The 14,296-nt window shown below is 42.9% G+C and carries 25 protein-coding genes; all 25 read right to left on the bottom strand.

Annotation, left to right across the window (positions count from 1 at the left end; translation table 11 throughout):
* Nucleotide 1: 1 nt before the first annotated feature.
* Nucleotides 2–373 (bottom strand): hypothetical protein, encoded by a 372-nt coding sequence (locus I2B62_RS15385; RefSeq protein WP_207736029.1) that lies wholly within the window; start codon nt 371–373, stop codon nt 2–4.
* Nucleotides 357–815 carry a hypothetical protein gene (locus tag I2B62_RS15380; protein ID WP_195269949.1) on the bottom strand — a complete coding sequence of 153 codons (459 nt, stop codon included), beginning with the start codon at nt 813–815 and terminating at the stop codon, nt 357–359. The genes I2B62_RS15385 and I2B62_RS15380 overlap by 17 nt, the downstream gene beginning before the upstream one ends.
* Nucleotides 790–1,122 (bottom strand): hypothetical protein, encoded by a 333-nt coding sequence (locus I2B62_RS15375; protein ID WP_195269948.1) that lies wholly within the window; start codon nt 1,120–1,122, stop codon nt 790–792. Before I2B62_RS15375 ends, I2B62_RS15380 begins: the two co-directional genes overlap by 26 nt.
* A complete protein-coding gene (locus I2B62_RS15370; RefSeq protein WP_195269947.1) occupies nt 1,112–1,387 on the bottom strand; it encodes a DNA-packaging protein in 276 nt (91 codons plus the stop codon). The genes I2B62_RS15375 and I2B62_RS15370 overlap by 11 nt, the downstream gene beginning before the upstream one ends.
* An 84-nt stretch (nt 1,388–1,471) precedes the next feature.
* Nucleotides 1,472–2,710 (bottom strand): phage major capsid protein, encoded by a 1,239-nt coding sequence (locus I2B62_RS15365; protein WP_195269946.1) that lies wholly within the window; start codon nt 2,708–2,710, stop codon nt 1,472–1,474.
* Nucleotides 2,707–3,453 (bottom strand): head maturation protease, ClpP-related, encoded by a 747-nt coding sequence (locus I2B62_RS15360; RefSeq protein WP_195269945.1) that lies wholly within the window; start codon nt 3,451–3,453, stop codon nt 2,707–2,709. The genes I2B62_RS15365 and I2B62_RS15360 overlap by 4 nt, the downstream gene beginning before the upstream one ends.
* Nucleotides 3,454–3,455: 2 nt before the next feature.
* Entirely contained in the window at nt 3,456–4,622 is a 1,167-nt protein-coding gene (locus I2B62_RS15355) for a phage portal protein (RefSeq protein WP_347707831.1), read from the bottom strand.
* A gap of 9 nt (nt 4,623–4,631) precedes the next feature.
* Nucleotides 4,632–6,284 (bottom strand): terminase TerL endonuclease subunit, encoded by a 1,653-nt coding sequence (locus I2B62_RS15350; protein ID WP_195269944.1) that lies wholly within the window; start codon nt 6,282–6,284, stop codon nt 4,632–4,634.
* Nucleotides 6,281–6,682 (bottom strand): hypothetical protein, encoded by a 402-nt coding sequence (locus I2B62_RS15345; RefSeq protein ID WP_207736028.1) that lies wholly within the window; start codon nt 6,680–6,682, stop codon nt 6,281–6,283. Before I2B62_RS15345 ends, I2B62_RS15350 begins: the two co-directional genes overlap by 4 nt.
* Nucleotides 6,683–6,785: 103 nt before the next feature.
* On the bottom strand, nt 6,786–7,520 hold the full coding sequence (locus tag I2B62_RS15340) for an AAA family ATPase (protein ID WP_347707830.1): 735 nt from the start codon (nt 7,518–7,520) through the stop codon (nt 6,786–6,788).
* A 195-nt stretch (nt 7,521–7,715) separates the two neighbouring features.
* On the bottom strand, nt 7,716–8,333 hold the full coding sequence (locus I2B62_RS15335) for a tyrosine-type recombinase/integrase (protein ID WP_195269943.1): 618 nt from the start codon (nt 8,331–8,333) through the stop codon (nt 7,716–7,718).
* A 125-nt stretch (nt 8,334–8,458) separates the two neighbouring features.
* A complete protein-coding gene (locus I2B62_RS15330) occupies nt 8,459–8,872 on the bottom strand; it encodes a hypothetical protein (protein ID WP_195269942.1) in 414 nt (137 codons plus the stop codon).
* Nucleotides 8,873–8,881: 9 nt separating this feature from the next.
* Entirely contained in the window at nt 8,882–9,169 is a 288-nt protein-coding gene (locus I2B62_RS15325) for a hypothetical protein (protein WP_195269941.1), read from the bottom strand.
* Complete coding sequence (locus I2B62_RS15320; RefSeq protein WP_195269940.1) at nt 9,159–9,563, bottom strand: hypothetical protein; 405 nt, start codon at nt 9,561–9,563, stop codon at nt 9,159–9,161. The genes I2B62_RS15325 and I2B62_RS15320 overlap by 11 nt, the downstream gene beginning before the upstream one ends.
* Nucleotides 9,560–10,066, bottom strand: a complete 507-nt coding sequence (locus tag I2B62_RS15315; RefSeq protein ID WP_195269939.1) for a hypothetical protein — start codon at nt 10,064–10,066, stop codon at nt 9,560–9,562. The genes I2B62_RS15320 and I2B62_RS15315 overlap by 4 nt, the downstream gene beginning before the upstream one ends.
* Entirely contained in the window at nt 10,059–10,547 is a 489-nt protein-coding gene (locus I2B62_RS15310; protein WP_195269938.1) for a helix-turn-helix transcriptional regulator, read from the bottom strand. The genes I2B62_RS15315 and I2B62_RS15310 overlap by 8 nt, the downstream gene beginning before the upstream one ends.
* The gene (locus I2B62_RS15305; RefSeq protein ID WP_195269937.1) at nt 10,544–10,957 is read right to left on the bottom strand and encodes a hypothetical protein; all 414 of its coding nucleotides are present in this window, start codon (nt 10,955–10,957) and stop codon (nt 10,544–10,546) included. The genes I2B62_RS15310 and I2B62_RS15305 overlap by 4 nt, the downstream gene beginning before the upstream one ends.
* A complete protein-coding gene (locus I2B62_RS15300; RefSeq protein ID WP_347707833.1) occupies nt 10,887–11,210 on the bottom strand; it encodes a replicative helicase loader/inhibitor in 324 nt (107 codons plus the stop codon). Before I2B62_RS15300 ends, I2B62_RS15305 begins: the two co-directional genes overlap by 71 nt.
* A 1-nt stretch (nt 11,211) precedes the next feature.
* A complete protein-coding gene (locus tag I2B62_RS15295; RefSeq protein ID WP_195269935.1) occupies nt 11,212–12,057 on the bottom strand; it encodes a hypothetical protein in 846 nt (281 codons plus the stop codon).
* A gap of 2 nt (nt 12,058–12,059) precedes the next feature.
* Entirely contained in the window at nt 12,060–12,272 is a 213-nt protein-coding gene (locus I2B62_RS15290) for a hypothetical protein (RefSeq protein ID WP_195269934.1), read from the bottom strand.
* Entirely contained in the window at nt 12,269–12,940 is a 672-nt protein-coding gene (locus I2B62_RS15285; protein WP_195269933.1) for a DUF2786 domain-containing protein, read from the bottom strand. The genes I2B62_RS15290 and I2B62_RS15285 overlap by 4 nt, the downstream gene beginning before the upstream one ends.
* A gap of 182 nt (nt 12,941–13,122) precedes the next feature.
* A complete protein-coding gene (locus tag I2B62_RS15280; protein WP_195269932.1) occupies nt 13,123–13,308 on the bottom strand; it encodes a hypothetical protein in 186 nt (61 codons plus the stop codon).
* Nucleotides 13,295–13,486 (bottom strand): hypothetical protein, encoded by a 192-nt coding sequence (locus I2B62_RS15275; protein ID WP_195269931.1) that lies wholly within the window; start codon nt 13,484–13,486, stop codon nt 13,295–13,297. Before I2B62_RS15275 ends, I2B62_RS15280 begins: the two co-directional genes overlap by 14 nt.
* A 123-nt stretch (nt 13,487–13,609) precedes the next feature.
* On the bottom strand, nt 13,610–13,813 hold the full coding sequence (locus I2B62_RS15270; RefSeq protein ID WP_195269930.1) for a helix-turn-helix domain-containing protein: 204 nt from the start codon (nt 13,811–13,813) through the stop codon (nt 13,610–13,612).
* A gap of 224 nt (nt 13,814–14,037) precedes the next feature.
* Nucleotides 14,038–14,217: a hypothetical protein gene (locus I2B62_RS15265; RefSeq protein ID WP_195269929.1), complete on the bottom strand. Its 180-nt coding sequence runs from the start codon at nt 14,215–14,217 to the stop codon at nt 14,038–14,040.
* Between the last annotated feature and the right edge of the window lie 79 nt (nt 14,218–14,296).

The following is a 14,296-nucleotide window of genomic DNA, read 5'->3' as shown; positions in this document are numbered from 1 at the left end:
CTCAATCCTTTCCGAAATAGCGAATCTCATAAGACTCGTTAATTCTTAAAATCTGCGGATCATCATCCGTTAATGGCTGCCGATCCTGTCCATGATAAAAAACTAGGCAGTGTTGTTCATTTGTTAAAACACATTGGTCTAAAATTCCCTTTACATCGTCGGCCATCGTCTCAATTTTTGTGGAATCGCTGTTCCTGTCCCAATAGTCCAGTTCCAGCTTTTTTGAATCCCCCATATCGCTTATTTTATAGACGATATAAGGATATTGAGTATTCTTACTAGCCTTAACATATGAAACGCGGTTATGAGCCATTTTAAGCAAATTATGAACATCACGCCGAAGTGCGATTGTCGGGCTATCCATCAGCACCACCTGTTTCCTCCTGGGACTCTGTGACACGCGCCAAAGCAGCCGCTTCATCGGACAAGGAACTCAAATATTCTGATTCAATCTGGACAATCTGAGGAATATTATTTTTTACAGAATCCGAGAGTAGGTTAAGGGCTGGCTGTTTTGATGTTCCTTTTTCCTGGAAACCACCATAAAAGCCGCCAGGCTTAATGCCAACCTGTAAATTCATTTCACGGCGGCGCACCCAGTATTGTGTAAACCGTCCTACCCTACCCTTGCGCCTTTTAAAGTGTCCGTAATAGGCTTCTTTAAATTTTGTGCAAACAAATTTACCTACATCCCTTAAAGCGCCGTACACAAGGCCGTCAAGGGTATATTTTGCCCGGTCTATTTTATTGTCGTATTCGACAATGCATTTTCCTTTGCGGTACATAACCTTATGTACCTTCGGTGGCACGCTCATGCTTGATCCCCCTTTCCAGTGTCAATGCTATGTTTTCACTGCCGACTTTTTTACTTTTATACACGGTATATTCTTCACCGTAATACTTAATAAACCGTTGTCCATTGTAATCAGATGCTTTTACCTCCAGTTCAACGCTGGGCTTATAGTCTGTTGTGGCTGCCTGGTAAAACTCTTTATCGGTAATGGATTTTTCATTACAGAAAATATACTCATCTTCCGGAAAATATGTAATTTCCGTGATAATATCCCCCACATCATTTTCAATTTCCCGGATTTCTCCCAGATAACATATATCAGTCCACATTTTTTTCACCCGATAACGCCAGCTTGACGCAGGTCTTTTCATAGGCTTCCATATACCGGACGCTGTCCTTAATGTCGGCATATTGGGCTTTACAATATAGTACAATGGCCTGTTCAATCAGCTTATCCTGTCCATTCACTGTATTAATCCCGGAAATGCCCATATCCCGCTTTGCCGCCTCTATATAATCACTAACCTCACTATCAAGGGCAGTATTGCGGATTCGGCACTTCTCTCTTACTTTTTTGATCAGTTCATTTTCCATTGCTCCCTCCTAAAAAAGGAGGGTTTCCCCTCCTATCTCACTTTGCGCCAGCCGGGTCCGGTTCTTTTTCTACCGGGGGCTGGCTTATGACTTTTTTACTAACGCAAACGCCTTTGTATCTAAAACCGTCCCGTCAATGATCGCATAGCCCATATAGTCCGTTGTTCTGGCTTTCACATGGTCCTCTGTATACATTGTAATATTTTCATTCACATTCGCGGTATACCCTTCTGCTGGGCAGCCGATTAAAGCCGCGCCATCCGGCATGGCTGATTCTTCTTTTACGACCAATCCAAACATCCTGCCCACACCTCCAGATGTCGGGTCCGGAACAAAGTATGGCCTGTCGTTTCCATCCATCATATTGGCCAGGGTTTCCCAGATTGTCTTGTTGTTGGAATAGATCGCAGCGCCGGAAATATACCCGCTTTTAATCTTCGCAAAAGCTTCGGTCACCTTTTTAAAAGTTAAGGCATCGCTTGTCGAGTAAGTCACTACTTGTGGGGTGCTCACTTCCTTTTCCAGTGCAGTTACAATCCCCAAAGGCTGTGCTTTGTGGCTATCACTTTCCCCAGGGGTTCCCTTACCGACAACAAACCCGGCGGCCAGAGCATTCCCCATTTTACGGGCAATCTTCTTTGCAATATAATTTAAAAAGTCTGCCATAGACATTTTCTTGAGTTTCCATGAAATAGTAATAGATTTAACCAGTTCATGGCCATTAAGTTCAACAACCGATGTATTAATGGCTTCGTCAGAAGGCGTATCCGTCTCAGTAATCCATTCTGCATCTGTGCCCGCAGAATCATCATCCTTGATAATTTTAATGTCCCCTGGAACATGGGTCATGCCAACATCCGCTATAATGGGATGAAGCCTCTCCATTTCCATCCAGATCGTTTGAACCGTAGACTCCGGAACCAGAATCTGGTGATCCTCAACGGTTTGTGTGCTGTTTCTTAACGGCTCATTTATCCTGTCGAACACGTTCTGTTCATCGACGGTTAAGCTGCGGCCTGTCATATAATTATAAAAAGCGCGCTCATAGATAGCATTTTCCGGCTCAACTGCCGCCCCATTATCAGAAACGGCTTGTTCCCCGGCGATATCCAGAATATTTCTAACCGGTTCAGGAGCAACACAGCCAGTCTGTCGCAACGCTTCAGCGTTAGCCCTTGCGGTTCGTTCTGCTTCATATTGCCCGTCAAGGACCTCTACTTCTGCCATTTTGGCATTGGCTTCGTCAATCTGACCGCATCCAATCAATACGTCAATCGCGTTCATAAGCTCGTTTCTCTGCTTTAAATATTCTTCTCTTGTCATTCTTCAATTCTCCTTAAATTTAAAAATTTACTTTTAGCCCTGGCTAATGATTCGGAATCGTCATTAACAACAGGCTTTTCTATCCGTTCACGCCGGGCATTGTAGGCTTCAATCATCTTTTCTTTATCCAGTATTGGAATACAGGCATATAAAGACTTTGCACTGTTTTTCAAGCTGTTCATCAGCCCGCCGTTGGCAAAAATACTGCGCTGTTCCTCATCAATAAACAAAACCTCATCAATCAGACCTTTGTCTTTTGCCTCCTGGGCTGTCATCCATGTTTCCTCATCCATCATGGCAAGGGCTTCATCCAAAGCCATTCCAGACTTAATACTGTAAGCACTGGCAATGGTCTGGTTGGCGATCCGCAAGGTTTCACTGGTTTTGTCCATATCCCGGTAATCTCCTGCCACAGAAGTAGACACATTATGAATCATTATTTGCGCTGTTGGGCTCATGGCACATCGGCCGCCCATCGCCACCACCGAAGCCGCAGAAGCGGCCAGACCGTCAATGCGGATATTTACTTCACCTGCATAAGCCATCAGGTTTGTATAAATTTCCGATCCGGCAAAGACAGAACCTCCATAGCTGTTGATCAGCACATTTACTGGCTGCCCTCGCGCTTCACTGAGCACTTTTCTTACATCCTCTGGACACACTGCTGTTTCCCCGAACCAGTCATAAATCCATTTGTCCGAGTCCTCTACAATGCATCCGCGAATACCAATTTCAAACGGCAATATTAATCACTCCTTTCGGCTTGCCCGTCAACGGGCTGTGTATCTAAACGGCGTACTGGCTTATCACCACCATCAAGCGGGGTCATATTTCCTAATATTTTTCGCCATTCATTGGGGGTCATTGCTCCACGGTCAACCACCTGGTATAGATTTAGCTTTGTGGACATACTGGCATACTGTAGATTGCTGGCCTCGAACATGATGGCATTGCCGAAACTCCGCTCGCGCCGATTGAACAGCTTACGGCTGTACTCCCCGGCCATCTGGACGGCTAAGGGCTCAATCTCTGCTTCATAATAAGCATTCCATTCATCTTCATTGTATCGGCTCTGGACAATCTTTTCGTTTGTCCCAAAAAATGAATAAATGCGCTGCGTGGTTTTATCCATCTGCACCGCATTGGGGACATAACTCTGGGGCTGCACTTGCACAGCCTCCATCTTATTATCAACAGCCGCAGCCGTTGTTGTGTTATCTATGCTTAAAAAGGCATCCGCAAATTCCTGTGTTTTTGCCTTTATATCTTCTTTGTTCAGATTCGTATTAAACTTCAATAACCATCGGATAATGGCGCTGTTTCTGACCGCGTGGATAATCCCCTGGTCCGTTGTGTTCACAATTTCCATGAGCGGCGCTAAGGCTTTTCCAGGACTGTCTCCAAACAAATCATTACTGTTAAAGTCCTGTCGCAGATGGATAATTTCACGGTACGGAAAAGTAAACATCTTTCCGTTTTTCATAAAACACCGCAGAAACAGCTCCCCGGTTTCACCGTAGATTGCTTCAACGGACGTGGCCGGAATCGGGTAAAGCTCAACAGGCAGTCCCTCATTGTTTCGTATAATTAAAACAAAGGCATTGTTGTTAAGCTGTAGTTGTGCGGCTATTTTTTCCTGTAATACCTGCCCCGTCATATAGGGGTTTGGTTCCTCTAGCAGAAACCGCATATAGGGCTCAGGATTCGTCTTAATCCCACTTGTATCCTCCCGGATATGCTTAGCCACCAGTTTTCCAACCGCCTTCACCTTTGGCCGGATACAGGACCGGACAATGTCGCTGTGGTACAGCCTGCCATCCCAGGCATAAAAGCCGTTTCCGTGCATTGTCACCATTTTCAGCCTTGTTTCTGTTGGGCTTTTGTTAAAAAGCCGCTTGATTCTTTCAAACACTCAACCACCTCAAATCATATTTTCATATTCGGCCATTTTATCACGTAAAATAACCTTCGCGATAATCTGCGCCACCGCACCATCTATGCGCTGTGTGCTGTCCATACCCTTTATTGGCTGGATATTGCCGTTTATATCGGTTTTAATCTCTAAGTTGGATAAACACCACTTATCAACCGGATTGTTGTTATAAACGTGAATATCGGCGTCAAGTTCAGCTTTGAACTCTTTCATCGGAACTGATAAAGTATACGGTCCTTGCCGAACCTCTATCATCACATTTTTCCCAAAATAGTTTTCATAAGCCTGTAACAGGCTTTCGTCAACATGCCACGGGTCATAGCCGATATACAGCATGTTGATACCGTCATTCTCTTGTAACTCCATATACCATTTCAGCATATCATAGGGATTTACCCGGTTTCCCTCACAGACTCTTATCAAGTCCTGTTTCTCCCAAAGCTGATAAGGCACACTGTCCATGAGTTCCTTTTTCTCAAGCAGTGCTTCAGGTATCCAGTACATGGATTTCCAATAAACCTTCGGATCATCTTTTTTCATCATTGCCGCCTTAGCAGCTGCCAGGTCTGTTGTCTCAGCCAGGTCAAATCCGCCAATACCATAGCGAAAGCCCATATCTGCGACAGCAAAGGTTTCTTCGTTGTTGAGTTCATCCCAGCGCAGCCATCTTGTCGCGGCGTTTTCAGTCATATTAAAATCTTTGACCAAGACCGTCGGTTTGAAAGCCGGGTCCTCTTTCGCCTTGTTAACATTGGCCCTGAGCTTCTCCCGATCCTTAATAAAGTCCAGTCCCGGATTCGCCTTGATCCACATTTCTTCATTGTCCCACTCGTCTTTATCATCCAGCTCATAAATAAATGCTAAAAATGATGGATCGTCTATTTTCCCATCCAACACCTTACAGGCATATTCATACTGTGAATCATAAATGGAATGACGGACAAAGCCGTTTGTTGTGATACAGTTAATTAAAGGCTGCCGTCGCGAAGATGTCCCCTGTTTGATCAGGTCATACAGATCACGTTTTTTTATGGCTGCCAGTTCGTCTATAATCGCGCTGTGAACGTTCAGCCCGTCAAGGCCGTTGTCATTGCTGGATAACGCCTGAATAAATCCCAGTGTCATTTCACAATAAAGATCAGACTTGCGTTTTCTGAGTATACGCCGCAATTCTTTAGACTGCTTTACCATATTCCAGGCCTCATTAAAGCCTTTTAGAGACTGCTCTTTTTTGGTGGCTAGAAAATAGCTTTCAGCGGCTGCTTCGCCGTCACCGACTGTCAGGAAAATACTGGTTGCGGCGTTTTCCGTGGTCTTTCCATTTTTACGGCCACGGATGTCCAGCACCTCATCAACTTTCCTAAAATGCGTCTTAGCATCCACAAAACCAAACACCGCCTGGAACTTTGCTTTTTGAAAAAGCATGAGTTCAAGAGGCCTTCCTGCCACGCCCTGCGCCTGTTTACAGAACCGCTCAATAAATTCAATGGGCAAATTTGCCAGGTCATTATCATACACATATTTTCCAGGATGTTTTAGCTGTTTATAAAGCATCGAGTATACTTGTTTGATTCGCTTGCAGGCGTTAATATCACCTGACATGATCGCGTCATAGTATTCCTCAATATAGGTTGGTATCATTTAACCGCCCTGAGCTTTTGCGCTTCCTGGATAAAATCAAACAGCTCGCTTTCTTCCTGTTCCTGCTGCTCTTTTGGCAGTTGGTCAATAATCTGCTTCATGACAACGGAATACTGCTTGAGATAATTTAAAAAGGTCTTGACCGCTGGCCGTTCGCGCTCAAAACGCTGTGCACCCTGTTCAAAGATTTCGGTATTGCCGTATAAGGTCAAGGACTCCTTCAACTCATCCAGGCTTACACGCATAAAAGCAGCGTCCTTACAAAGCCCTTCTAAAGCCTTCAACAAATTCTTATCAATGTCCACATCCTTGAAAATCCGCTTAATTCGGTTAAACTCAGCACGAATCTTTTTATCTCGCTCAACCTGGAGCCTTATTTGTTCGGGATTTCCTTTCAAATCAACCCCCTCCTTTTTTCAAAATTTTCATGCGGAGGAAAAGAGAGGTTCCCCTCCGACGGTCCCGCTGCGCTCCCCCATGAAATTTTTATGGGGGGCCTCCTTACTTTCCATATTTAGCAAAATAATCCTCTATTATCTGCTTCTGTAATTCTTTATCCATTCTTTCCGGATCGCTTAACGCTCTTTCTATGCAAGTATTTATATCTGCTTTCATGTCCACGATCTCAGCTCTCAGCCTCCCGGCAAGCTCTGCCCTGGTCTTACTGTCTGGCAATGCTGCAATGATCCAGATATTCCTGGCATCTACTTTGTCACTCTCGATCAGCTTATATAAGTAATCGCGGATGTCATAAGTTGTCGGCAAAAGATTGTAAGGTATCGCAGCCTTTGCGCTTATACTGATAGCCTGGCCGATCAGGTCCAGGTCTACCACCAGATCACCAGGCAGCATATGTTCTTGTACGTAAGTTGATTTCCCAGACGCAGGCGCGCCGCAGATGATCCACCGCCTAACGGGCTGCACGTTGCCGAACTCATCAAACCAACAACCATTGTTGGTAAGCCGCCGCCTCTTAAAGTTCTGCTCCAGTGGATTCGTCTTGCGGTGCTTTTTGAAATGACACTCCTTACACAGCAGCACTAAGTTGTTCTCGCCATATACAATCTCGGGATCATTTATATTCTGTGGTGTCAGGAATGTTTTGTGGTGCACTTCCTCACCCGGCGCACCGCACTCAGCACACAGACCATAATACTTTTCAAAAACATATTGCCTTACTTTCTTCCATTGCTGGCCTTTGTAAATATGCCTTGCAAACTCACGGATAAAAACCACCTTCTTTCACGCCAAAAAACCCGAACGTTTTTTATTGTTATTCTTTAATCGTTCGTGTTTTATACCCTTGAATGTTTTATTTGCTTGGTAAATCACACATTCCTGTTTTTTTAATACTTAAGGATTATTTTTTTCAATCGCCCTTAAATATCAGCTCCTTTATTTTTTAAACATTAAAGCGCAAAAAATAAAAAATCACCTGGTGAAATCACCAAGTGCTTGACTTAATTCGTGGTATCTTTCCTGGTCTAAGCCCAGATACCTTTTTGTTTCTTCAATGCTGCTATGTCCCAGCATTTCTTTCACAGCTACAATATCCTTGCCCGATGTGATATATATTTTATACGCATAGGTCTTGCGCATTGAGTGCGCTGAGATATTCTCCAGGCCAAAATACAGCCCGGCATTCTTTAGAATATTACTGACCGCCTGGACACCAATATGCCCATTTCCCTTTCTGCTCGGGAAAAGCCATTCATAATCATGTTTGTCTTTGATATAAGCCTTTAATTCCTTAGCCACCTTTGGCAGTATCTCTGCCCGCCGCGGCTTCCGGTTCTTCTCTCTTACAAAAGGGCTGTTCTGCTTCTTGCCCTCCATGATCGTAAAATACTTTGCCCTTAAGGCTTCTTTGGCATCCCGGACCTTGAGATTGACCAGATCACCAGCACGGTACCCGGTTGTTACGCCAATCAAAAACAGCATATAATTTCGCATACCTTCACAAGAGCGGTTGGCCGCTACTTTTAAATAATCCTGAATATCCCACACCGTCCGGTCATTTTTTATTGGCCGTGATGCTTGCTTTTTCATTTCATCGTCTCACCTCCGCGTATAAAAAAGCCACGGTCAACCGCGGCATTTGTAAAAACCTTTTTTCATACACTAAAGTTTATCATGTTTATTTCAAAATGCAAGTAACCCAAAAGGTAACCCCACTATTTTGGCCCTTTGTTTTCTGCCAAAACATTTTTTACATACTGCACAGAAGTCCCGAGTTTCTGGGCGATTTCAGCATTTTTTAACCCTACATAATGTTTCAGATAAATTATTTTATTTTTTTTAGAATCTACTAAATTTATTTGATACTGAATTGTCCTTAATAGCTTTTCATAGGTCTCAATGGCCGCCTTACAGTCCCCTATTTTTCGCTCATTCTCGACCATTTCAGGAAGATAGGCTTCAAAGGCCCTGGTGCTGCTCCCATGAATGTTGTCGGCATCAACATAGCTGGTTGACTGACCAGCTCCCGGACCAAGTTTTGAAATGATCCGGTCCCTTTTGTGCTCCAACGCCTCCAACATTCTTTTTTCAATCTCAATTTCTGCTAATAAGCTGCCTTTTTCTGCCATTGTTCCCTCCTATCTCAAAACCGTATATCCAAACAAGCGGTTGGCCCGGCTCCGTGCATTCAAAAGAGCAATAAACCAATCCTCCTGTAATGGTACAAATATCCAGAAATTTACTTTGTCGAATCGCTCCAAATTTAAAATGGTAATATCCAAGGCTTCGCATTTAAGCTTCCTCGTCCGTTTAATTTTAAAACAAATATGTTCATTACCATTTTTCAAACCCTTGTAAATATAATCAGCAAAGCCATGAATCAAGCCACAATCCTTATTTTTAAGTCTATTCAATTCAGTGCACATGTCGCTTCTCCTGTTCAATCATTTTTTTATACATTTCCCGGACCGCAATGGGGTTTTCTCTTATAAAAGCCTTACAATCATGTCCCAGACCGATCTGATCCCTGATCGGGCAGCCTGGGCAGGCGTAATCTTTTGGAATGTATTTATACTTCATACAAATTTCATGTGCCATTTTTTTAGTTTGGTCTTTCCAAAATCGGCTAAACCCTACGCATAAGCCAACGATTCCCCCGACAGCAAAGAATGCTCCTGTAATCACCTGCCGCTTTAATCCCCAGGTGACTGAAACTGTGGCCGTGAACCAATCCCGGCCAAACAGCAACAAACCCAGTACACACATAGCAACAAACGCCAACCCTACAAACTCAAAAATACTAAAGATCACTTTTTTCATTTTTCTATCCCCCGCTTCAAACAGTCGGCACAGCTATAGTATTGACATTCGTTAGGTTTTACATTATCTCCAAAAACACGGCTCTTATACGTCCTTTCCGGATTCTCTTTTGCCCAGTTTTCGACAATTTCAATCGCCCGACCATAAAATTTCAATTCAAGATCATTGCAGTCTAAGGTCATATCATTGTTAAGCATGTCAAGCGGACAATCATTACAACAAATACTACAGTTGCACGTCATTCTCGCTTTCATTTTGAAATATTTTTCTGCACTCAGTTTACTCATTTTTATTCCCTTCCGCACCTGCATAGGTACCTTAATTTCTCCCAAAGCTTCAGCAATTTCTAAAAGCTGCCCCTCTGTAAGATCACTAAATGCTAAGTGGTTACACGGATCGTACAACGGACATTTGTCAATTCCGCCTTCACCCGTTTCTTTAATACATGTTTTTCTTTTTTCACAGAGACTGCGAATCTTCAGCATTGTTATAAATTCATTCATTTTGGTAACGTCCTTCCTTGAACTTAACAAGATCATCCAGGGCAAAGCCGGATTTTATTGTTCTGTATCTTTCCCCAGAATTACAGTGTTTTTTAATCCTCAATTCCAGCAGCGCATAATTCTCATAAAACTTTAAAATTGTGCCTTCGACCAAAATACCTTTTCTGTCTTTTGACTTAAGCTGCGTACAGGGCACCATGATCTTTTCCCCTGCTTTCAGCTTGTCTTTAAAAAATTTATAGGTACGGTATTCTTTTACCAGGCAGGGTCTTTCAACCTGCCTGAATTTATCTTTAGTAATGGCCCAGTCCGAATAAATAAGCGGTATTCCGATAGCCCGGCATATTTTGTCTGCACTCCTGTATTGTATTGTCATGCCTGCCTCAGCCCGTTCGATCACCTTCCGGTGAACCCCTGCGATTCGCGAAAATGCTGCCACTGTGTAGCCGCGCTCAAGCCGCCATTGCTTTAGATCAATCATCCACCAGCCACCTCCTTGACGTGAAATTCATTTTCCGTCCATTGTTCCGCTTCAAAACGCGGCAGCCCTTTATATTTTCGACCATTCGGGCAGCGGCAGCTGTAGACACACTCATAGCCTTTATTTAAAACCCTCACGATCCCCTTACCGTGGCAGATCGGACAGTCCTGCATCTCAATGTTTAAATCTGGATCACGGTAATTCCTCCGGCAAACCTGTAAAATATCCGCTGGCTTCGGCTCCCGGTCACCGCCATCCCTGACATATTCCAGATACGCCTTCCGGCAGGCATCGAACTCAAAATTTTCCAGAACGTCCATCCACGTTGCAATCGCAAAATCATTGATGCGGATTTTCGGGTAAACGCCTTGTATCAGCTCCAGTAAGTTTTTTGTCTCCAATGCGTTCAAAATCGTCACCCCCTTCCAGCCATTTATAATCCAATCCCCCGCAGCTCAATATTTTTGCCACGTTGGCTTTTTCAATAATCTCCGAAGGTACAGGAGGAAATTTGTTGGTTTTCAGCAGCTCCTTAAGGGCGATGCTGGCATCTTTGTAAGATATGTCAGCCAGTAGTTCAGCCCATATTTTTTGCTTAAAATCATTCACAGCAAAGTTACTGTATACCGCCGCAATGACGGCCAGTATTTTAGCAGTCTCCACGTTATTCAAAAATATTCCCTCCCATCATCTGTATTTCGACATTCTGCAAAGCCCCTTGCAGGTTTGGCGGCAGTGGATTAAAAGTTGCATTGTCATAATTTCCTTCCAGCACTTTCACAAAGTTTTCAGGCCGCATGATCCAGTCAAAACTTGCCCGCCAGCCCTTATTATTTTGACCGTTCATAAAATCGCTTTTACCTGTTTTGTCGATAGCAGAAAAGACCGCTTCAAGTCCATGCTCTTTTACCCTGGCCTTGACCGTTGCCATCCGTTTTTTGCTCATCACTGTAACAGCGGGTAATTTTACACATACACTGTTCCAGTGCTCCTGAATTTTCGAAAAATCTATTTCGGCTTTGGAAGGAGCCGCCTCAATATCTGTGTTTACTATCTGGTTTTGTATCTGTGTATGTATATGGTTTATATCTGGTATAGGTTCGCCCTTTTTAGCAATTCGATTCGCCCGTTTGGGCTGTTCGATTTGCCCATTTGGGCAAATGACATCTGCCCGTTCGGTCTTTTCCATTTGCCCATTTAGGCAAATGGAGATGCCCAAATCGGTAAGAGCATACCATTTTGTTTGATCGTATTTTAATTCATTATAATTTTCTTTTGTGATCAGTCCTTTTTCAATCAAATTGTCAATAATACGGCGAATCTGCTTTTCTGTCCAGAAGGGAAACAGACTTGCCATCGCCTTATGGCTGTTGTACGTCCAGTAACGCCCATCATGAAAATGCTTGTCATTGGCCATATTTTTCTCAATCCAGAAAGCAAAATTCTGTAACATAATCGCTTCATCAACGCCGTACTGTTCGGCTATTTCCGTGTCAAATCCGTAAAACATTTTCAGTTCACCTTTGCCAGTCTCAGGGCATTTTCCATACTCTTAGTCAATACCTTGCCAACACGAAACATCACGCCTGTTCCAACATTCGCGGGGATAAAGACAATGTCTTTAAACCCCTCTTTTTCACAGCAGTACTCATTGTAGTCCCCTGTGGTTACAATAAAGCCCTTATCCTCAAATTTTTCGATTGCCTTGCAAATTCTATCGCTCATACTGTTCCCTCACTTTCTAATCTCTTTTCCATGGAAAAACGCCTGCCATCCATAAAACCATTGCCGTAATATTCCGAAGCGAAAAATGTATCGTTGTTAGGATAAACAGGTTTCATACCATCGGTCACAGCTTTAACCTCTGGCGGGACAACAGCCACTAATCCCCATTCTTGTTCATTTTCTTCGGTCTGCTCATCATACGATTCTTTCAAACCATCAATAAAACCCTGAGCATAGCTATCTACATATGAATTAATGATGTATGCCGTCTGCCCACGCATAGACTTTTTCAACTCTTTAATCCAGGACATGACACAGTCCACAGCATACTTAAACACACGCTCACACAACTCAGCGTCCTCTTTAAAGCCGTAGATAATTGCCTGATGGCTCTTTTTTCGATACTTTTTATTCATGTAATTATTACAAGCATAATTCGGAGCAATCACTGTCAATAATTGGGTAATCCAGTAATTTGTCTTTTTCGTGAAATAGATCCCTGTTTCAATTTTGACAGGTTCTTGTTTCTCCAAGACTTTAAAATCCGCTTCGCTCAGCTTATGTTCCATCATAAGCTTTCTGGCCTTTAATAATGCGGCCTTTGCTTCGTTTTCATTTGGACTTTCGCTAAGCCTTAACAATTTTTCAATTTTATCTTTAATATTCATTTTTACTCCTTAATGTATATAAAGGGACCACCAGAATATTAATTCAATGGGGAAGAACTTTTATTTCTAGGAGGTTTTTAGGTGATCCCTTTATAGCAAATTGACACGCAGTATCCATTACTGCTATAATGAAAATGTCTTATTTATGGTCCCTATTGCGCTGCAACGCTTTGGGACCTTTTTTATACCAATTCCCAACAATCCCAATACTCATATTTTTTATCATTAACGGATATTTTATGGCCGCTATTAAAAAAATTCTGTAGCCAATTATCGAACGCTTCCGGGCTTTCACTATTCCAGTTTTTTCGTTCCAGCCACCCTTTTAAGTCCTGCGTTGAGGAAAAAGCAAATTCAACCTTTTTCATTTGTGCTCCTTTCATACTTCCGATGCAGCACATCAATCTGTGGCCGCATCGCCTCCACCTGCCGCTCCAGCTCCTCTCGCCTTCTGCCGACTTCTGGCGTCCAGCCGATTCCGTGGGGTAACATTGCCAGTTCGTGCGCGACCTTTAAATACTTGGTTACAAGTTGTTCATCTGTCAATTTTTCCTCCCTTTGGTTAAAACTTTAAACACTTCAAATGCACCTTGCGTTTTTTCAGCCGAGTAACCCAATTGAATCAAGCTCATTATTATTGGGCAATTCTTAATATTATTTCTTTCCATGTCAGCTTGCCGCTTTCTCTCTGTCTGCTTCCTGCATATATTTTTTCCGGTCCATCCAGTCCTGTAGGCGATCCCCAAAAATGAACCATGTGCCATCCTTAACGGCTGGAAATGTTGGATCACTGTTAAGGATACGGGACAGCTTTGTTCGGCCCACTTTAAGGATTTTACAGGTTTCCTTAACGGTTAAAATATTGGGTATCATTTAAATTCTCCTTGAAATATAACTATTTTGATTAATTTAAATACAGTACCAACAATGTCTCAGCTATGAGAATAAACAAAGCATAGACTATGTAAAGTTTCAAAAACTCTGGTTGAACCTTTTTCATGATAAAAGCGCAAACTGCTCCGACAGCCCACAAAAGCAAAACACATAACATAACCCACAATCGCATAGTTGCCTCCTTTCTCTGTTGAAATGCTGAATCAGCATTTCCTGTCACCTGGACTAATCTCGTGAATCTCTTTGACCATTTCACCGTACATCAATAGCGTCCTCATAGTAATTTCGCTAAGTCGTTGATCTTTATCTGACTTTTCTAGCTGATCAATTTTTTCAGAAACTATTAACCTCTCATTTTTGGCTAAAGCGTTATTAGCTAACATTTTTATCACCTCCCTTTAAGTCCTGTTTGTGTATATTATATTCTTGTTTGTGGAATATGTCAATCTTTTTAAAACAAAA

The sequence above is a fragment of the Eubacterium sp. 1001713B170207_170306_E7 genome, assembly GCF_015547515.1.
In the GTDB taxonomy this organism is placed as follows: domain Bacteria; phylum Bacillota; class Clostridia; order Eubacteriales; family Eubacteriaceae; genus Eubacterium.
The sequence above is the reverse complement of the archived record's forward strand: the minus strand, read 5'-3'. Positions and strand labels throughout refer to the sequence as shown.